Annotated in this window: 16 protein-coding genes and 4 pseudogenes; 7 read left to right on the forward strand and 13 right to left on the reverse strand. The window is 69.7% G+C overall.

Going from position 1 to position 16,026, the window contains the following annotated elements:
• Positions 1–128: 128 nt before the first annotated feature.
• Positions 129–1,547, reverse strand: a complete 1,419-nt coding sequence (locus ACIP4Y_RS36520; protein WP_401400890.1) for a DEAD/DEAH box helicase — start codon at positions 1,545–1,547, stop codon at positions 129–131.
• Positions 1,548–2,295: 748 nt separating this feature from the next.
• Here ACIP4Y_RS36520 and ACIP4Y_RS36525 point away from each other — a divergent pair.
• Complete coding sequence (locus tag ACIP4Y_RS36525; RefSeq protein ID WP_401400893.1) at positions 2,296–3,147, forward strand: putative RNA methyltransferase; 852 nt, start codon at positions 2,296–2,298, stop codon at positions 3,145–3,147.
• A 28-nt stretch (positions 3,148–3,175) separates the two neighbouring features.
• Here the strand turns inward: ACIP4Y_RS36525 and ACIP4Y_RS36530 are convergent.
• Together ACIP4Y_RS36530 and ACIP4Y_RS36535 are read right to left on the reverse strand one after the other, a co-directional pair.
• Positions 3,176–3,433, reverse strand: a pseudogene (locus ACIP4Y_RS36530) (transposase family protein); the annotation flags it as partial.
• A 78-nt stretch (positions 3,434–3,511) separates the two neighbouring features.
• Positions 3,512–4,300: a hypothetical protein gene (locus ACIP4Y_RS36535; RefSeq protein ID WP_401400896.1), complete on the reverse strand. Its 789-nt coding sequence runs from the start codon at positions 4,298–4,300 to the stop codon at positions 3,512–3,514.
• Between the two features lie 86 nt (positions 4,301–4,386).
• Here ACIP4Y_RS36535 and ACIP4Y_RS36540 point away from each other — a divergent pair, with 86 nt between their 5' ends.
• Complete coding sequence (locus tag ACIP4Y_RS36540) at positions 4,387–5,448, forward strand: hypothetical protein (protein WP_401400899.1); 1,062 nt, start codon at positions 4,387–4,389, stop codon at positions 5,446–5,448.
• 406 nt (positions 5,449–5,854) lie between these two features.
• On the opposite strand, the gene ACIP4Y_RS36545 is transcribed toward ACIP4Y_RS36540, so the two are convergent.
• The 6 genes and pseudogenes from ACIP4Y_RS36545 to ACIP4Y_RS36570 all read right to left on the reverse strand — a co-directional run.
• Entirely contained in the window at positions 5,855–6,550 is a 696-nt protein-coding gene (locus ACIP4Y_RS36545; protein ID WP_401400902.1) for a helix-turn-helix domain-containing protein, read from the reverse strand.
• Complete coding sequence (locus tag ACIP4Y_RS36550; RefSeq protein ID WP_401400904.1) at positions 6,547–7,962, reverse strand: phytoene desaturase family protein; 1,416 nt, start codon at positions 7,960–7,962, stop codon at positions 6,547–6,549. The genes ACIP4Y_RS36545 and ACIP4Y_RS36550 overlap by 4 nt, the downstream gene beginning before the upstream one ends.
• A complete protein-coding gene (locus ACIP4Y_RS36555) occupies positions 7,955–8,497 on the reverse strand; it encodes a DUF3556 domain-containing protein (RefSeq protein ID WP_401400907.1) in 543 nt (180 codons plus the stop codon). The genes ACIP4Y_RS36550 and ACIP4Y_RS36555 overlap by 8 nt, the downstream gene beginning before the upstream one ends.
• Positions 8,498–8,645: 148 nt before the next feature.
• Positions 8,646–8,912: pseudogene (locus tag ACIP4Y_RS36560) on the reverse strand (enoyl-CoA hydratase-related protein); the annotation flags it as partial.
• A gap of 129 nt (positions 8,913–9,041) precedes the next feature.
• On the reverse strand, positions 9,042–9,479 hold the full coding sequence (locus ACIP4Y_RS36565; RefSeq protein ID WP_401400910.1) for a CoA transferase: 438 nt from the start codon (positions 9,477–9,479) through the stop codon (positions 9,042–9,044).
• 94 nt (positions 9,480–9,573) lie between these two features.
• A pseudogene (locus ACIP4Y_RS36570) lies at positions 9,574–9,699 on the reverse strand (hypothetical protein); the annotation flags it as partial.
• Here ACIP4Y_RS36570 and ACIP4Y_RS36575 point away from each other — a divergent pair.
• The 5 genes from ACIP4Y_RS36575 (at position 9,698) to ACIP4Y_RS36595 (ending at position 13,295) form a co-directional block, all read left to right on the forward strand.
• Positions 9,698–9,826 carry a hypothetical protein gene (locus tag ACIP4Y_RS36575; RefSeq protein WP_401400912.1) on the forward strand — a complete coding sequence of 43 codons (129 nt, stop codon included), beginning with the start codon at positions 9,698–9,700 and terminating at the stop codon, positions 9,824–9,826. The pseudogene ACIP4Y_RS36570 and the gene ACIP4Y_RS36575 overlap by 2 nt on opposite strands.
• A gap of 154 nt (positions 9,827–9,980) precedes the next feature.
• Positions 9,981–10,331: a hypothetical protein gene (locus ACIP4Y_RS36580; protein WP_401400915.1), complete on the forward strand. Its 351-nt coding sequence runs from the start codon at positions 9,981–9,983 to the stop codon at positions 10,329–10,331.
• Between the two features lie 332 nt (positions 10,332–10,663).
• A complete protein-coding gene (locus ACIP4Y_RS36585) occupies positions 10,664–11,542 on the forward strand; it encodes a hypothetical protein (RefSeq protein WP_401400918.1) in 879 nt (292 codons plus the stop codon).
• On the forward strand, positions 11,536–12,531 hold the full coding sequence (locus ACIP4Y_RS36590) for a serine hydrolase domain-containing protein (RefSeq protein ID WP_401400921.1): 996 nt from the start codon (positions 11,536–11,538) through the stop codon (positions 12,529–12,531). The genes ACIP4Y_RS36585 and ACIP4Y_RS36590 overlap by 7 nt, the downstream gene beginning before the upstream one ends.
• 488 nt (positions 12,532–13,019) lie before the next feature.
• Complete coding sequence (locus tag ACIP4Y_RS36595; protein ID WP_401401041.1) at positions 13,020–13,295, forward strand: hypothetical protein; 276 nt, start codon at positions 13,020–13,022, stop codon at positions 13,293–13,295.
• Here ACIP4Y_RS36595 and ACIP4Y_RS36600 read toward each other — a convergent pair.
• The 4 genes and pseudogenes from ACIP4Y_RS36600 to ACIP4Y_RS36615 all read right to left on the reverse strand — a co-directional run.
• Positions 13,219–14,193: a RimK family alpha-L-glutamate ligase gene (locus ACIP4Y_RS36600; protein ID WP_401400922.1), complete on the reverse strand. Its 975-nt coding sequence runs from the start codon at positions 14,191–14,193 to the stop codon at positions 13,219–13,221. The two genes, ACIP4Y_RS36595 and ACIP4Y_RS36600, sit on opposite strands and share 77 nt — an antisense overlap.
• Positions 14,194–14,293: 100 nt before the next feature.
• On the reverse strand, positions 14,294–14,590 hold the full coding sequence (locus ACIP4Y_RS36605; RefSeq protein WP_401400925.1) for a hypothetical protein: 297 nt from the start codon (positions 14,588–14,590) through the stop codon (positions 14,294–14,296).
• 27 nt (positions 14,591–14,617) lie between these two features.
• Positions 14,618–14,932 carry a hypothetical protein gene (locus ACIP4Y_RS36610; protein WP_401401044.1) on the reverse strand — a complete coding sequence of 105 codons (315 nt, stop codon included), beginning with the start codon at positions 14,930–14,932 and terminating at the stop codon, positions 14,618–14,620.
• Between the two features lie 22 nt (positions 14,933–14,954).
• Positions 14,955–15,665: pseudogene (locus ACIP4Y_RS36615) on the reverse strand (hypothetical protein); the annotation flags it as partial.
• Between the last annotated feature and the right edge of the window lie 361 nt (positions 15,666–16,026).

A 16,026-nucleotide genomic window follows, 5' to 3' on the forward strand; every position in this document is an offset into this window, starting at 1 on the left:
ACGTTCTTGATCGGGCCGGGGCGGCCCGCGCCGTGCATCGCGTGCCGGGCGTGCCGTGACGGATCCGCAACCAGACCGACCCGGCAGGGGCCATGCCCCGCGTCCCGCTCCGGCAGGCCAGCCCGGCGTCAGCGACCCTTGCGTACCCGGGCCGCCGCGCGGGCTTCCGCCGTCTTGCGCGCCTCCGCGGCCTTGCGGGACTCCTTCGCGGGGCGGCCCGTACGGGTGCCGAGGCCGCGGAAGGGAGCGTTGCCGCTGCTGGTCTTCGCGCCGGTCGGCGGACGCTTCGCCCCGGTGATGGCGGTCAGCTTCGCCTCGCCGGAGCGGACCTGGGTGACCGTGGGCCGGATCCCGGCGTCGGACAGCGTCCGGTTCACATCGCGCCGCTGATTGGGGGTGACCAGGGTTACCACCTTCCCGGACTCCCCGGCGCGCGCGGTGCGCCCACCTCGGTGCAGATAGTCCTTGGCGTCGGCCGGCGGATCGACGTTCACGACAAGGTCGAGTGCGTCGATGTGGATGCCCCGCGCCGCGACGTTGGTGGCGACCAGCACGGTGATCTCACCGTCCTTGAACTTGGCGAGCGTGTGCGTGCGCTGCGGTTGCGACTTCCCGCTGTGCAGGGCGGCAGCCCGGACACCGCTGGCGCGCAAGTGACGAGTGAACTGGTCCACGCCGGCCTTGGTGTCCAGGAACATCAGTACCCGGCCGTCCCGCGCGGCGATCTCCGTCGCGGTCGCGTACTTGTCGGCGGCGTGGATGTTCAGTACATGGTGTTCCATCGTGGTGACCGAGCCCGCGCCCCGGTCGACCGAGGCGAGCACCGGGTCGTGCAGGTAGCTACGCACCAACTGGTCGACGTTGCGGTCGAGGGTGGCCGAAAACAGCAGCCGCTGCCCGTCGGGGCGGACCTGGTCCAGGATTTCCGAGACCTGCGGCAGGAATCCCAGGTCGCACATCTGGTCCGCTTCGTCCAGCACCGTGATCCGCACCTGATCCAGGTGACATTCCCGGCGCGACACCAGGTCGGCCAGCCGCCCCGGCGTTGCGATGACCACCTCGGCGCCGGTGCGGAGCAGCGCCGACTGCCGGTTGATCGACAGGCCGCCGACCACCGTCGCCAGTCGCACATTCAGCGCCTGCGCGTACGGCGCCAGCGCGTCGCCCACCTGCTGTGCGAGTTCCCGGGTCGGCACCAGGACCAGTGCGAGCGGCCGCTTCGAATCCGCTCGCAGGCCTGCCGTCCGGACAAGCAGCGCAAGCCCGAAAGCGAGTGTCTTGCCTGATCCCGTGCGCGCGCGGCCGAGGACATCGCGGCCGGCCAGCGCGTTGGGCAGGGTCGCTGCCTGGACCGGGAAGGGCGCCTTCACCTCCAGATCGATCATCGTCCTCAGCAGCTCCGGCGGCAGCCCGAGTGCATCGAAGGACTCGGCCGGCGGCAGGCTCGGGGCCGCCGTCTGGGGCGTCGAGAGTTCGCCCTGCGGCTCTGTCGCCCGCTGGGGCTTGCCGGCACGGGGGACTCCAAGGGCCGGCGGCTTCGCGTTCATGGGGAACCTTTCTCGGTCTGGCGCCCGGAAAGCGCCGGGGCCCGTACCCCTCGGTACGGGCCCCGGCGGTGTCGAAGCGTGCTCGTACTTTATCAGCGCGAGCCCGGACGCCTGCCGCTCCGGCCGACTCGGACACCGCTGGTGCACGGACGCGTCTACGGCCACGACCACCACCACCCTGACCCTGGCCTGCTCCCACACGAGGACGGTCTGCCCGCAGGGCGTGGAGTCTGGTGAGCCAGGCTGCCGGGGAGCACGGCACGCTGGCCCTCGTCTACGACCGGGGCCGCTGGCCCTGCTGGCTGCTCGCTCGCCGTCGCCGTGCCGACCAGCGCAAGCCGCGGAACCGTCGTCGCTCCCTACCAAGGCCGCAGCCGTCGTACTGTCCTCACCCGCCTCCCACCACGGTGCACCCCAGGCGGCGGCGTCGATGTTCAGCAGGGCGCGCATCATGCTGCCGGTCCGGGCAGGGAGTTCTGCGCCGTATCTCCCAACTCCGACTCCGATATGGGGCCTGACGGGCTTCGCCGATGCTCGTAGACTCATGACGTGGCATTCATGAGCACCCCGCACTGCTGCTTCCTGTGATCGGAAGGCGTTGAGGGCGATGCCGGACGGCGTCGCCCTCCTTGGTGTGCCTGCTGCGTGAACCCCGTTCGCGACGCTGCCCGTTCCTTCCCGAGGCAGTGACGCTCCGAGCGCGCGCAGGCACGGTCTCTTCCCTTCACCCCCTTGCCAGGAGTGCCTCGTGCCTGTGTCGCTTCCCCCTGCCCTCAAACTGTCCCTCGACCTGCTGTGCTGCCCGACGTGCCGCACGCGCCGCCTGCACCCCGACCGCGGAGCACTGCGCTGCCCGGCGGGTCACACCTTCGACATCGCCCGCCACGGCTACGTCGGCCTGCTGACGGGCACCCGCGCCACCAGCGGCGACGATGCAACCATGGTCCAGGCCCGGGACCGGTTCCTGTCCACCGGCGCCTACGCGCCCATCCGCCAAGTCGGAGCCCGCCTGGCGGCCGACGCCCTGTCTGAGCGGGCCACGGTGGTGGACGCGGGATGCGGCACGGGCTACTACCTCGCAGGTGTACTCGACCAGCTGCCCGGCGCTCGTGGTCTGGGTCTGGACACATCGGTGCGCGCGCTGCGCTCGGCAGCCCGCGCCCACCATCGAGCCGCCGCGGCGGCCTGGGACGTCTTCCGTCCCTTCCCGCTGGCCGACGCGGTGGCCGATGTCGTGCTGGACGTGTTCGCCCCGCGCAACCCTGCCGAGTTCCACCGCGTGCTGCGCCCGACCGGTCGGCTGATCGTGGTCCGTCCCACCGACCGGCACCTGGCCGAGCTGCGCGGCCGGTTGCCTGGGATGGTCACGATCGACCCGGCCAAGGAACAGCGTCTGCACCGTGCAGTGGGTCCCTTCTTCGAGGCCACCGTCACCGAACAGGTCGAGTACTCGGCGACCCTGACCAAGCCGGATGCCCTGGACCTGGTGACGATGACACCGAGCGCACGCCACGTGAGCCGTGCGGACCTCCACGATGACGGCTGCCTGCCCGACCAGGTGACCGTCTCCGTGCTGGCCACCGCCTACCGGCCTCGGTGACCACGAGTGGACGCATGCGCCTGCTGTTTCACCCTGCCATGGCGAGGTTGTGCATGGTGGCGACGGCCTGGACGGCGTGGTGGAGGCAGTCGCCCGTTTGCCGGCAGTCGCGGAGAATCTTGTAGTGCTTCATCCGGGCGAAGGTGTGCTCGACGCGGGACCGCACACGCCGGTGTTCGGTGTCGCCTTCCTCCTGGCCACGCAGGAGGGGACGTCCGGCTCGTCTGCGGTGCGGGACGATGAGCCCGGTGCCCAGGTAGGCGCCGTCCGCGATCACCGTCGTACCCGCCGCCACGGCCGGTCCGAAAAGCGGTCTCCGCACACGGGGCCTGTACGTGACGTGAACACGTCCATCCTCCGCAGGTCAGGACCATAAGACAGGTCCTCCCCGTTGGTGGTGCTGGTTGCAGTAGGGGAGGAACTGGACGGAGGAGGCCACGTCGTTGAAGCCGTTCCCCCGGTTGAAGCTGATGGACTCGCCGGGTAGGAGTGTCACGGGCACTCCCTTGAATTCGTAATCGGGGTAGATCCGGACGAGGAAGCAGCTGTTGTTGACGGCGGAGCTGGTGACATCGTTGAAGTTGTAGTCGTTGAGGTGGGTGTTGTCCTCGGTGGTTCGTAGGATGCGGGCGTTTGTGGAGGTGTTGGAGTCCCAGTTGTCGTAGGCAGACGTAGTTGCGGTGCATGCGTCGCGGCCCTGGCCTCGTCGCGTAGGAGGCGATGGACCCAACCCGTCCGGCGGGTCGGCGGCGGCTTGTGCGGCGGCGAGGACTTCGACCGGCTCGCCGTCGAGCTGGGTCAGGTCCGGCTTCGGGCGCAGCAGGGCGAGCAGGGCGTCGTTGGGCGCCATCGGGTGGGAGGCGCCGCTGCGTCCCGCGCCACGGGCCGAGCCGCCCATCTCCCCCACCGGACGTCCCAGCTCGCAGGAGGCGGCCTTCAGGCCCATGGGCGTCAGGTTGCGCAACGTATCCCCGCCCGAGGTCTTCCCACCGTTCTCCACCAGGCCGTGCTTGCGCAGATCGGAGAACGCCCCCAGGTGCGAGGCGGTGCGGGCCTGCTTCCGCTCGGAGGGCGTCTTCTTGTCGGTGTGGCGGTAGCTCTTGTGCGGGGCTGAAATCTGCTGGATCCATTCGACGGTTGCGACCTTCAGCACACCGAGCACCCCCAGCATGCTTCCTGACCGGCCGTGACCTGCGCCGGTAGGGAACCGTCACGAACGAGACGGCGTCGATTACCGGTGTGACTGAAGTGACGCCCACCCTGCCTGCCGACCACAGAGAACTGATCTCCGACCTTTCCCGGATTATCAACGACTACCCCTACGTCGACCCCGAGCCGACCCTCGCCGTCCTGGCCGCCGAAGCGGCCGACGCGGTTGGCCGGACTGGTGGTGCGGCAGGGCTCCGGGAGCGGACCGGGTACACGATCCTGCTGTACACCACCTGCTGGTACGTCGCCTCACGCGTCTTCAGCAAGTCGCTGTTCACGTCGTACACGCAGGCTCTGGACGGCCTCCGTGCCACGCTCGACCCCGCGTCCTGCACCTGCACGGCGGGGGCCCACCCCACCGATGTGGACGCGGAGTACGGTGTCGAGGCCGGGGTGAGCATGCTGACCGAGGCCGGGCGCGCCCTGTTCGCCGAGGACTACGGTCTTGAGGGCGAGGAGCTGGCGGCGTTCGACTGCGAGGCGTTCCTCGCCGGGCTCGCCGACGAAGCCGCCGCCTGCATGCGCCAGGCATACCAAGAGAAATTCGGCGGTGTCGACGTCTCCGCTCTCGACGCGCAGTTCGTGCGGGAGGACGGCGCCATCGACATCATCGCCCTGCAGGAGGCGATCCGGCGCTCCTGGGAGGACAACACCGGTCCCGTGGCGCTGTGGTGCGCTCGCCGCCAGCTGTCCGGGCAGGTGCGGGACGAGGAACGGCTCGGGTTGTTCCTGTGCATGTGGATGGGCATCGCGCAGACCTACGAGGGACTGCCGCCCTCGTACGCCCGCGACCTGACCGCGGCCCTGAAGACCGTCGACCTGGACGTCTCCTGCGATCACCCGCGGCACCCCTGGCCCCTCGCCGAGGCCACGGTGCAGTCCCGGTATCAGGCGGTGGTCCACCTGTACGCGCCCGAGGACCACCGGGACACTCCGGTGCCGGAGGAACTCTCCGCCCGGGAGCTGTGGGAGTGCCCGTCCCACTGGGCCGAGTTGGCACGCAGCGCGTTGGACATCATCACGGGCTGGCGCCACATGCGCGGCGGCGAGGACGAGGACTGGGACGGCTGCGGGTGGCATCGCCTCGGTTGACGGCTGTGCAGTGACCGCGCCGGGGGCCGCCGCGACGCCGGCGAAGGCGGGGGAAGGGTTGGTTGTTCCCGACGGAGATGTTCGCGGACATGTATCAGTCGGCGTCGCCGTCGGACAGCCGCCAGCGCAGCGCGCCGGCCTCCTCGCTGGACCTTGCCGCCGGGCCCACCGCACGCCCGCAGCCGAGTCAGGCTACTCGGTGGGCGTACCGCCGGTGCCGCACTCGCACGTGTGGGCGCACTGCTCGCCGTCCTCGCAGACCTGGTGTGGGCAACGGCCGCACGGCAGGCAACGGGTGGGCGGCAGCGTGCAGCGGTGCGCGTCCTCGGCGGCCGCTGCCGGGACCTCTTCGCTCTCCTTTCGGGCGAACGCCTGGTGAGGTTCCACTGCATCTCGGCGGCGACGTTCATCGCCTCGGTGCGTACCAGCCGCGCGTAGGAGTCGCTGAAGGAACGCTTTGGTAGTGGTCGACGGCCCGCTGGACGCGGTAGTGGACGGTGTTGCGGTGGACCACCAGTTGGTCCGCGGTGGCGACGTAGCTGCGATTGGTGGAGAGGAAGACGCGGAGCGTCTGAGGAGCTGGTTGACCCAGTACTGGCGCAGCACGTGGCGACTGCCCACCCAGCGTTCGCGCTCTTCCTCGTACACCCGGCCGATCTGGTCGCAGACCCGGTCCAGAAATGCCGAGGTGAGGCTGACCAGTTTGATGACGGTGCCGGTCCGGCAGCTCCAGTCGGACGGCCTCACCGAGAACCAGGTCCAGGCTCTGCGCATGGCCGAGGCGGTAAGCGCGCAGGAGGGCCGAGAGTGGAACGTGCCGCTGGGCGAGACGGCGGGCGTAGGTCACGGCCGAGGCGGGGGCGTCCACGGTCTGCGGGTCGATGCCGTTGATGAGGACGTGCACGGCGGGGACGATGTTCTCGGTGATGCTGGCTTCCAGGAACCCACTCAGCGGTGCGTCGTGTTCCAGCTGGGAGATCTCCGCCTCGGTGGTGGCAACCAGCCGGGCGATGAAGTCGTCCCGACGCGCCTGCATCACCTGGGCCGCGAGGACGACCGGATCCGGTGCCCCGTCCGTCGGGGGGTCCACGGCGCCGGTCACCGGCCCAGGTACCGCAGCGCGGAACCAGCGGCGTTCGCCCCGCACATGCCGTGTACCCCGGCGCCGGGCGGGGTGGCCGCCGAGCACAGGTAGACGCCGGGGATGCCGGTGCTGTAGGGGTCCACAGCCGTCCGGGGGCGCAGTGCGACCTGCCGTGCGGTGTTGGCGCCACCGACGATGTCGCCACCGACGAAGTTCGCGTTGTAGCGGGCGAGTTCAGGGGTCGGGCGCACCGAGATCGCCACGATCCGCTCCCGGACGCCCGGTGCGAACCGCTCGATCTGGCGCAGTACCGCCTCGGTGGCGTCACCTGGGTGGCCGTGCGGGACGTGCGCGTAGGCCCAGACCGGGTGGACGTCGCCGCGGGAGCGGCCGGGGTCGGCGAGGTACTGCTGGCCGACCAGGACGAACGGGCGCTCGGGCATCCGCCCGGCGGCGGTCTGCGCCTCCGTACGGACGACCTCCTCCAGGGTGCCGCCCAGGTGCACGGTGCCCGCCCGGCGGCACGCCTCGTGCGTCCAGGGAATGCCACCCTGGACGGCGAGGTCCACCTTGAACGCCGCCGGGCCGTGCCGCCAGCCGCGGTAGGCCCGGCGTACCCGGCCGGGCAGCCGGTCGCCGCAGATGCGCGCCGCGGCGCCGGGCGTGGTGTCCAGCATGACGATCCTGGCGGGGGCGAGTTCGGCGAGAGTCTCCACCCGCACCCCCGTCTCGATGGTCCCGCCGAGCTCGGCGAGCAGTGCGGCCAGCGCCTCGGTGATGGTCCGCGACCCGCCGCGGGCGACCGGCCAGCCGAACCGGTGAGCGGCGGCGATGAGCATCAGCCCCGCCGCAGAACTGGCCGGCCCGGTCAGCGGGAACATCAGATGCGCCGCCGCCCCGGCGAACAGCGCCCTGGCTTCCTCGGTTCCCCAGCGCCGGGCCACCGCCGTGGCCGGCTGGAGCGCACGGAGCCCGAACCGAGCCAGCGTCACCGGATGGGCAGGCAGCCGGAGCACCGGGCGCAGCACGTCCTCGGTGAGCGCGTCGAAGTCACCGGCCAGCGGAGCGAACAGCCGCTCCCAGGCCGGGCCGTCGGCGCCCAGACCGCGCACGGTCCGCTCCACGGAGCGGACGAGCACTCCGGCCCGCCCGCCGTCCAGTGGGTGGGCCAGATCGACCTCGGGCCACGCCCAGGCGACGCCGTACCGCTCCACGTCGAGGGACCGCAGGAACGGCGAGCCGACGCCCAGCGGATGTACCGCGGAGCAGTGGTCGTGGATCAGACCCGGAACGGTCAGTTCGCCGCTCCGGGTGCCGCCACCGATCTCGTCGGCGGCCTCCAGGACGGTCACCTTCAGCCCCCGCTGGGCTAGGGCGACGGCGGCGGCCAGCCCGTTCGGGCCGGCCCCCACCACGATCGCGTCACTCATGTGCCGCCGCCACCTCGGTCACCGGTCGTGGGGTCGGGAAGGGCTCGACGGGGATCGCGGGCGCCTCGTCGTCGAGCCAGGGCTGCCGGGACACCATCTCCCCTACTTTCACATATCCCTCCTCGATCAGGCCGCTCGCCGCGTCCACGATGCGGTAGTGCTGGCGCTGCCGGTGGGTCGGATGGGACTCCAGCACGACGACGCGCAGGTCGCCCGGCGCGAAACCGCACCGCTGCTGTACGGCGGCCACCAGCTGCTCGTTGTGCAGATGACCGTCCCCGAAGTTCCAGCCGAGGACTGCTCCCGTCACGATCTCGCCCTCCCGTACATCGTAGGCCTCCACGTCGTCCACGGCCCGCGGCAGCAGCCCGGCCAGCGCGCGGCCGTGGGTGTGCATCTCCCGCCAGGCCAGCCCCTGGTGCAGCACCAGTTCGGCGGCCTCGGCACCGTACAGGCGGGTGAGCTGGTCGACGGGCGGACCGGACGCCGTGACGATGCGCTCGTTGAGCCGGTGCTCGGTTCCCTGCGGCAGCACCGCAGGCTGGTGGCCCGGTTGTCGGCGTAGTAGCGCATCGAGGGGAGGAACGACACCAGAGCGAATGCCTCTTCCTCCGGCGTGCCGTCGGCGGCGCGGCGAGTTCCTTGACGGCGGCCAGGGCCAGCGGGGCGTTCTGCGCCATCCGCTCGGCCAGTTGCAGTACCGTCTCGACGGTCTGACCGGACGGAACGACACGGTTGGCGATGACCGAGCCGGCCTCCCGCTCGCCGGTGACCGGTTCGCCGGTCAGCAGCAGTTCCATCGCCAGGTGGTACGGGATGCGCTTGGGCAGCCGGATCACCCCGCCGCCCGCCGCGATCAGCCCGCGGCTGACCTCGGGGAGGCCGAACCGGGCATCCTCCGCGGCGATGACGAGGTCGCAGTCCAGGGCCGGTTCGAAGCCGCCTCCCATGGCCCAGCCCTCGACGGCGGCGATCAGCGGCTTGGTCGTCCGGGCCTGGGTGAGTCCGCCGAAGCCGCGTCCCGGGATCTCGGGCGACTCACCGGCCAGCGCGGCCGTGCGTCCTTGCTTGGCGGCCGGTCAGCGGCCGGCGGCGAGTTCCTGGAAGACCTCTTCGGTGTGCTGGCCGGGCAGCGGGGCGAACCGGCGGACCGAGGCCGGCGTGGCGGAGAACCGCACCGGGACGCCGACCGAGCGGATGGCGCCCTCGCTGGGGTGGTGCACCACGTCGACCAGCCCGCCGCCACGCACGTACGGGTCCTCTGCGGCCCGGTCGAGTTCGAGCACGGGGGCCATCGGGATGCTGTGCTTGGCGCAGACCCGCGTCCACTCCTCGGTGGTCAGGCTCGACGAGCACTCCCCCACCGGCTCCATCAGCGCGTCGACGTCGTCGTCGGCGATGGAGTCGCCGTTGACGCGGGGGTCCGCGGCCAGATCGGCACGGTCGGCCGCGAGGAAGAAGTCCCGGCGCTGCGGCTGCCGCTGTTCGAACAGCTCCGCGGGGACAGAGGTGGCCACGGCTCCCGCGACCCTCCCGTCCGCGTCGAGAACGGGGGGCGGCGAGGCAGGACAGGCCGCCCTGGAACTCCCCCACCTCGACCGCCACGCCGGAGGCATGGACCCGTTCGCGATGTCCCTCCAGGACGTCGGGCGCGGTGATGGTGCGCTCGGTGAGCCGGGACAGCCCCTGTTGCCGCAGGTAGTCACGGCGCCGCGCGGCCGGCAGCGACGACAGCATGACCTTGCCGAAGGCCGTGGCGTGCGGGGCCTGGTGGAAGCCGACGTCGAGCGGCTCGGCCCGGGGCGCCGAGGGCGAGTCCACGACCTCGGCGACGACGACCTCCTCGTCCCGGAAGACGGTGTAGTACGCGGCGGCGGCGCACTCGTCGTGGTTCTGGTGGAGCACGCCCAGCAGGCCGGGGGTCACCTCCAACTGCTGGCACAGACGCCGGTGCAGCCCGGTGACCCCGCAGAAGAACCTCGGCCACGGCGTCGGCACCCTTGATGCCGTGATCGCCGATGCCGTTGCCCACCGACGACTTCTACCACCACCCCTCCGCCTGGCTGGCAGACCGAGGCACCAAGGCGCATCTCATCATCGTCGACGACAGCCCGCCGCTGCTCGGGGAAGGCTCTCGTCGGCTCCGGACCAAGGAGCTTGGGCCCGCCCCGGGCGTCTCCTACGACCAGATGCCCACCCACCCGCTCCAGCGCGAGGCGCCCACGGCGAACGTCTGGGACCGCCCGCAGGCGCCGGCCCACGCAAGCAAGTCGGACGCGTTCGGCGCCCTGGATCTGCTGCACCTCCCGGGCGCCGTGGCGTGCTCGGAGTGCGGCGCCGACGCCACACTCGGCCCGCACGCGTGTTGACGCCCCGGCCGGGCTGCGGATTCGATTGCGGGGGAACACCCGCGGGGCCAGAACTTCCCATAACGTCCAACAGGCCGTACAGGGAAGGCTCGTGCCGCGCAGCCCGATGACCGGCACGGTCCAACCGCTCCTTGGCCGGGCAGCCTTGCGACCAGTAACCCGGGTCCCGGCGCTCTGCCGCGCCTTCGGGACCCCGGTGCCGCCCCGGCCACAAGGTCCCGCCCCGGGCCTGCCCCCGGGGCGGGTTCCTATCTGCCTGATGCGGGGGCGGCCGACAGGTACTAGCGTTTCAGGTGTGGCGTGGGGTGGGTCGATCCGAGGTAGGGAGAACAATGGCCCTGCAACAGCCCCAGTGGAATCTCACTGACGCGCAGTACCGGTCGAACTTCGATTTGTACGTCAAAGTTCGGGGGTACCGCATCGTGGACCTGTGTGGATACGAAGTCCCCTCTGGCTCGACCAAGGTAATCGACCATGCCCAGTTTGGTGTCATCTGGGAAAAGTGGGACGGCTTGGAGGGGGCCGCCCACTGGAGTGCTCACGATACGCCAGTAGCCGACTTTCAAGGCATCTCTAACCAGCGCATAGCCGAGGGATACAGGCCTGTACGTATTAGCGGGTACACCGTCCTCGGTCAGGCGTTTCTGGCCTCCATCTGGGAGAAGTCAACGAGAACCGACCGGAACGCGCAGTGGGCTATCCCGTACGGCGAGCTTTTCTCGAGAATCCATGAGATTCGGTCAAACGGCCAGCGCATTGTCGATGTCAGCGTCTACCCCGGCCCGGCGAACGACACGAGATGCGCCTTGATCTGGGAAAATTCGGATGGTCGGGACTGGGTGGTGATGGAATCACTCGCGACCGCCTACCAGCACGACTTCGAGTCACTGACAGGGGAAGGTTACAGGCCGGTCCGAGTCTTCGGTCATAGAAGAGACAACCCTGGCGGCAATCCTGACACGCACCGCTTCATCAGTCTTTGGGAAAGGGAGGATGGTGCAGCATGGGTCCCTCTCTACGCCCGGCATGGCGTCACTCACCTCACGGTGGCAAGTGAAGTACCGCTGAAAAGAATGGCTGGCTACCGGATGGTCGCCCTGGGCGGGTTCAATGCGGCAATCAAGCCGGACATACTGGCCGCTTCTGTCCGATCTGGGAGAGGCGCGAGGTGCGCCCCGTCATATCGAACCTCGTGCGCAGATTTATGGTGAAGTACGACGTGCCTGGTCTGTCGGTCGCCGTCGCCAAGGACGGGCACCTGCTTTACGCTCAGGGTTTCGGATACGCCGACAAGACCAGCCTGGAAGGCGTCTCCAGCTCCAGCCTGTTTCGAATCGCCAGCGCCTCCAAGCCAATCACTGCGGCAGCCGTGATGAAACTAGCCTCCCAAGGCAGCTTGGCGCCCGCCGACCTCGTCTTTGGAAGCACGGGATGGTTGAACGGGTTTGATGCGTCGCTTGACCCGAAGTTCAAGCAGATCACTGTAAGACACCTCTTGGAACACTCCTGTGGCGGCTGGGTGAACGATAATTCCGATCCGATGTATGTCAACCCTGCCTTCACTCACCAGCAGTTGATCTCATGGGTGCTTAAACACAGGCCGCTTCAAAATAAACCTGGCACCAAATTCGCGTACTCGAATTTTGGGTACTGCCTGCTCGGCCGGATCATCGAAAAGGCGACCGGGAAGCCTTACGACACTTATGTAAGAGGCAGCATCTTGGCGCCCTGCGGAATAACCGACATGTATATCGCCGGGAATACTGTGGCGCAGCGTCGCGCCGGGGAAGTCACGTACTACGACCAAGGCGGCGACAACCCATACGGCATACCGGTGACCCGGATGGATTCCCACGGAGGATGGCTTGGCACCGCCACGGACCTGGTGACATTCATGTCCAAGCTACCGGATCCCCTGGACGCGGACTGGCTCCATTACATGACGAAGCCCTCCGGTCTACCGTCATCAGATGGATATGCGCTGGGATGGCGCAACTATAATGGATCCATCTTCCATAACGGGGAGTTGGCGGGAACCGATTCATATCTGGCTCGCACCGCCGACGGCTACTGTCTGGCCGTACTAATAAATACACGGAAAAGGGAATCAGCCGACCCCGACAACGTGGAGAAGAACTCTCTCATCGGTCTTGGTCATCTCATGTGGTCCATACGGGACCAAGTGGACGTCTGGAACTGATGCTGCAAGCCGGTCCCGGCCGACGGCTCCAGCAACCCCCTGTGGTGCGGCCCGTCAGTGTTGGGGCTGCGGCATGGGGGCGCTAAAAGCTCCAGGCCGCGTCTTTTCGGCATGCCGATGGCCAGGTCGCGGTATCCGTCGCCGTTGACGTCGTCGGCCAACTTGGACCCGGCGGCGACGGCCTGGTCGGCCGAGGCGGCCACCAGAGTGCCGGTCAGACAAGCCGCCAGGGCCGCTGCCACGGAAAGACGGAGTGGGTGACGCACGAAATCCCCCCACTTTCGCCGCGGACGCCGACGGCGTCCGCGAACCAGAATGGCGGCCCGCACTCCGTGTCAGCGGACTACCCGCTTGATCACGTGCTGTGTGACAGTGAACAGACTCCACGCCTGACGGGCAAGCACGTCTACATCACACAGACCTCCACCAACATCCCCGGCACCGCTGGATACCAGGACTACTTCGGCAGCAGCCTGGCCAGCGGCGACATGAACAGGGACGGGTACGCCGACCTGCTGGTCGGCAGCGAAGGAGACGCGTCGGGAACGGGCTCAGTGACCGTGCTCTGGGGCGGCGCCGCACCGTTCCGCAGTGCCTCGCGTTGCCCTCGGGACCGTCGTATCCCGGCCGCATGTTCGGCGCCGACATCGGCCGGGGCCGGCCGAGGCGATCGGGGGTGCGGTTCCGTCAGGGCTTGGCCGACGCCGGTGGAGGCGCAGGCTCGGGGCCGGCCTTTTGGCTGTGGGTGGCCAGGTGGTGGGTAATGCAGGCGGTGATGGCGGGGGTTACCTGTGTCATGTCCGGGCGCCAGCCGGGGACGGCGTTGACCTCGCAGATGGTGTAGGTGTCGGGTGAGGTGAACAACAGGTCCACACCGGCGATGTGCAGACCGAGAGCGCGGGCGGCGCGCACTGCCAGGTGTTCTGCCTCAGGGTGTTGGCCGGTGCACGCGGTGGCGGTGCCGCCGTTGGCGATGTTCGCGGCCAGCGCGGTGCGGCGGGAGGTGTGCACCACGGCGCCCACGGATTCGCCGTCGACGACGATGACGCGGAGGGTCCGGCCGTGCGAGTGGGCGATGTGCTGCTGGAAGAGGAAAGGTGTCTCCCGGGTGAGGCTGCCGGCCACCTCGTGCAGCAGCTGGGGGCCAGGGGCGAGGAAGACTTGCGCGCCTTTGGCGCCGTTGACGGATTTCACCACGCACGGGGTGGTCAGATCGGGGCTGCGGACCACGCCTTCGAGGGGTGCGGTGGCGTAGGAGAGGGTGTCGGGTACGGGCAGCCCCGCCAGGGCGAGTTCCTGGAGCTGCCAGATCTTGTTGCGGGCCTTGAGCTGGGCGTCCAGGGGGTTGACGAGGGTGGCGCCCATGCGGTCGAGGTGGCGGAGCAGGGTGATCTCACGGTCGTTGTCCATGGGGCCGGCGACCTGGCGTACGCACACGACTTTGGGCGGCGCCAGAGGGGTGCCGCCCAGGGTGTGGAGGGTGAGCCGGCCGTCGCGGATGCCGACGAGGAGTTCGTCGGTGTGCCAGAGGGCGAAGCGGGGGCCGTGGGTCGTGGCCAGTGCTGTGGCGAGTTCCTGGGTGGAGCGGCGCAGGACGGCGGGGTGGTGGCGTACCAGCATCCACACATCGGCGGAAGGCGGGATGGTGTGCTGGTCGGTCACGGTGGCTCCTCGCCTGGTGTGTCGCCCGTCGTCTGCGGGGTCAGTGTCGCAGCGTCGGGGGTGGCGTCTTGCGGTTTTCGCGGGTCTCGCGGGGGGCGGGTCAGTCACAGGAGGGGCGGTGGGTCAGGTGGGGGAAGAGGATCCTCCACTGGGTTGCGGGGACGCTGACCGGGTGCGCTTGGCACAGTTCGTAGTGGATGCGGTCACTGTCGAGGCCGAGGAGGAAGGTGAACTCGTCGTGGTCGACTCCGGAGTGGTTGCCGGGCACAGCCTCCAGGTCGGAGACGTCGGTGAGGCTGGTCTGTGCGGGGTTGCGCCATCGCCCGTTAGGGCCGGTGGCCCAGATGCGGAACTCCTGGGTGGCGGAGAATTCGCCGGTGGTCGTGCCGGTCAGCATGGTTTCTTGCGGCGGCGTTCGGCGCGTTCACCGGCCGCGATGAAGTCCCGCTCGACGCGGCGCAGTCACAGGCTGCGGCGGTCGTACGTGACGGAGCGGGCCGCGGCGAGGTGACGGCCGGCGTACTGGCCGCTGGCCGGGCGGGCCGCCTCGTCCCCGGCGTCGGCGGCCTGGGCGAGTCTGCGGTGGACCAGCAGGGTGTCGAGGTCGGCGTTGATCCCAGGTGCGCAGGCGTGGCCATCCGTGCAGGAGGGAGTCGTGGCGCAGCCGGGCCACGCCGTCGTCCACGATCAGGAGGCGGGCGTCGGCCAGGCGGGCCAGCAGGTCGCCGGCGCCGTCCAGTCCACCAGGGGGAGGGGCGGTGTACGGCCCGGCCGTCGTCGTCGACGAGGTGGACCATGCGCAGCAGCAGGCCGCGTAACCGGTTGCGGTCGTCGGCGTCGAAGGCGTTGTGGATGTCCTCGGCGCTCTTGACGGCGGAGGTGCGGATGCCGCCGGAGCCCTGGTAGCCGGCGAAGGTGAGTTCGGCGCCGCGCCTGCGATGTCGGGTCTGCTGCAGGGTGTGGGCGAGGAAGGGCAAGGCGGTGGCGTCGCCGACGCCGACGTGTTCGTACCGCAGTTTCACGCAGCAGGAGCTTCGGCAGGGCCTCCTCCCAGCGCAGTCCGGCCCTGGGAGCGGGTTGTTCGACGGCGGCGCGCAGTGCGTCTCGTCGTTCATCACCGCAACGGGGAACTGGCCGGTGCTCACGATGGGGTCGAGGCGGGGATCCTGCAGGTCCGGGCCGAGGTAGTCGGCGCGCAGGCCGAGGACGCTCCGCGGGGCCGGGGCGTGGGGCGATCCGCTGAGTGCGCGCGTGAACAGGCGGCGTTCCTCGCTGTCCCGGGAGTGGGTGAAGATCTCCTCCAACTGGTCGATCACCAGCACGCGGGGCATGCGGCACACGTCCCCGGGCGGGGTGAACCGGCCGACTTCCAGGTCGCGTTCGACGTCGCTGAACGGGCGGCCCACTGCGCGGGCCCAGGCGGTGGCGAGCGTTTGGAAGGGCCGGGCGCCGGGGGCGGACACCGGGAGCACTGGTATGTGGCCGGCGGCTGAGCTCCAGGGCGGTGCCAGATCGCCGGTGTTGTCCGCCGGGGGCGGTGGGGCGGGTGGGATGAGCTGGGGTGGTGAGGGCTGTCCGTGGTGGAGGGCTGGGGTCGGCTGTCCGGGGCGGTGGGCCGGTCGGGGCTGGACCGGGGTGGGCTGTCCGAGGTACCGAGTTGGGGTGGGCTGTCCGAGGTACCGGGCTGGGGTGCGCTGTCCGAAGTGCCGAACCGGGGTGGGCTGTGCGAAGTGCGGCCGGATTCCTCCACCGCCGCCGCGATGCCTGGGCCAGGTCGCCGGTGGCCTCCGCGGTCAGACCGCGGACCTTGATGGAAACGACCGTGATCTGCGG

The sequence above is a fragment of the Streptomyces sp. NPDC088810 genome (assembly GCF_044750305.1).
Classification (GTDB): Bacteria; Actinomycetota; Actinomycetes; order Streptomycetales; family Streptomycetaceae; genus Streptomyces.

Bases quoted from the DNA above. Each gene is read 5' to 3' on its own strand.
- ACIP4Y_RS36520 (WP_401400890.1), bottom strand. From the start codon at position 1,547: ATGAACGCGAAGCCGCCGGCCCTTGGAGTCCCCCGTGCCGGCAAGCCC.
- ACIP4Y_RS36550 (WP_401400904.1), bottom strand. From the start codon at position 7,962: ATGAGTGACGCGATCGTGGTGGGGGCCGGCCCGAACGGGCTGGCCGCC.
- ACIP4Y_RS36575 (WP_401400912.1), top strand. From the start codon at position 9,698: ATGACCTTGCCGAAGGCCGTGGCGTGCGGGGCCTGGTGGAAGCCGACG.
- ACIP4Y_RS36580 (WP_401400915.1), top strand. From the start codon at position 9,981: ATGCCGTTGCCCACCGACGACTTCTACCACCACCCCTCCGCCTGGCTG.
- ACIP4Y_RS36585 (WP_401400918.1), top strand. From the start codon at position 10,664: ATGGCCCTGCAACAGCCCCAGTGGAATCTCACTGACGCGCAGTACCGG.
- ACIP4Y_RS36590 (WP_401400921.1), top strand. From the start codon at position 11,536: ATGGTGAAGTACGACGTGCCTGGTCTGTCGGTCGCCGTCGCCAAGGAC.
- ACIP4Y_RS36595 (WP_401401041.1), top strand. From the start codon at position 13,020: ATGAACAGGGACGGGTACGCCGACCTGCTGGTCGGCAGCGAAGGAGAC.
- ACIP4Y_RS36605 (WP_401400925.1), bottom strand. From the start codon at position 14,590: ATGCTGACCGGCACGACCACCGGCGAATTCTCCGCCACCCAGGAGTTC.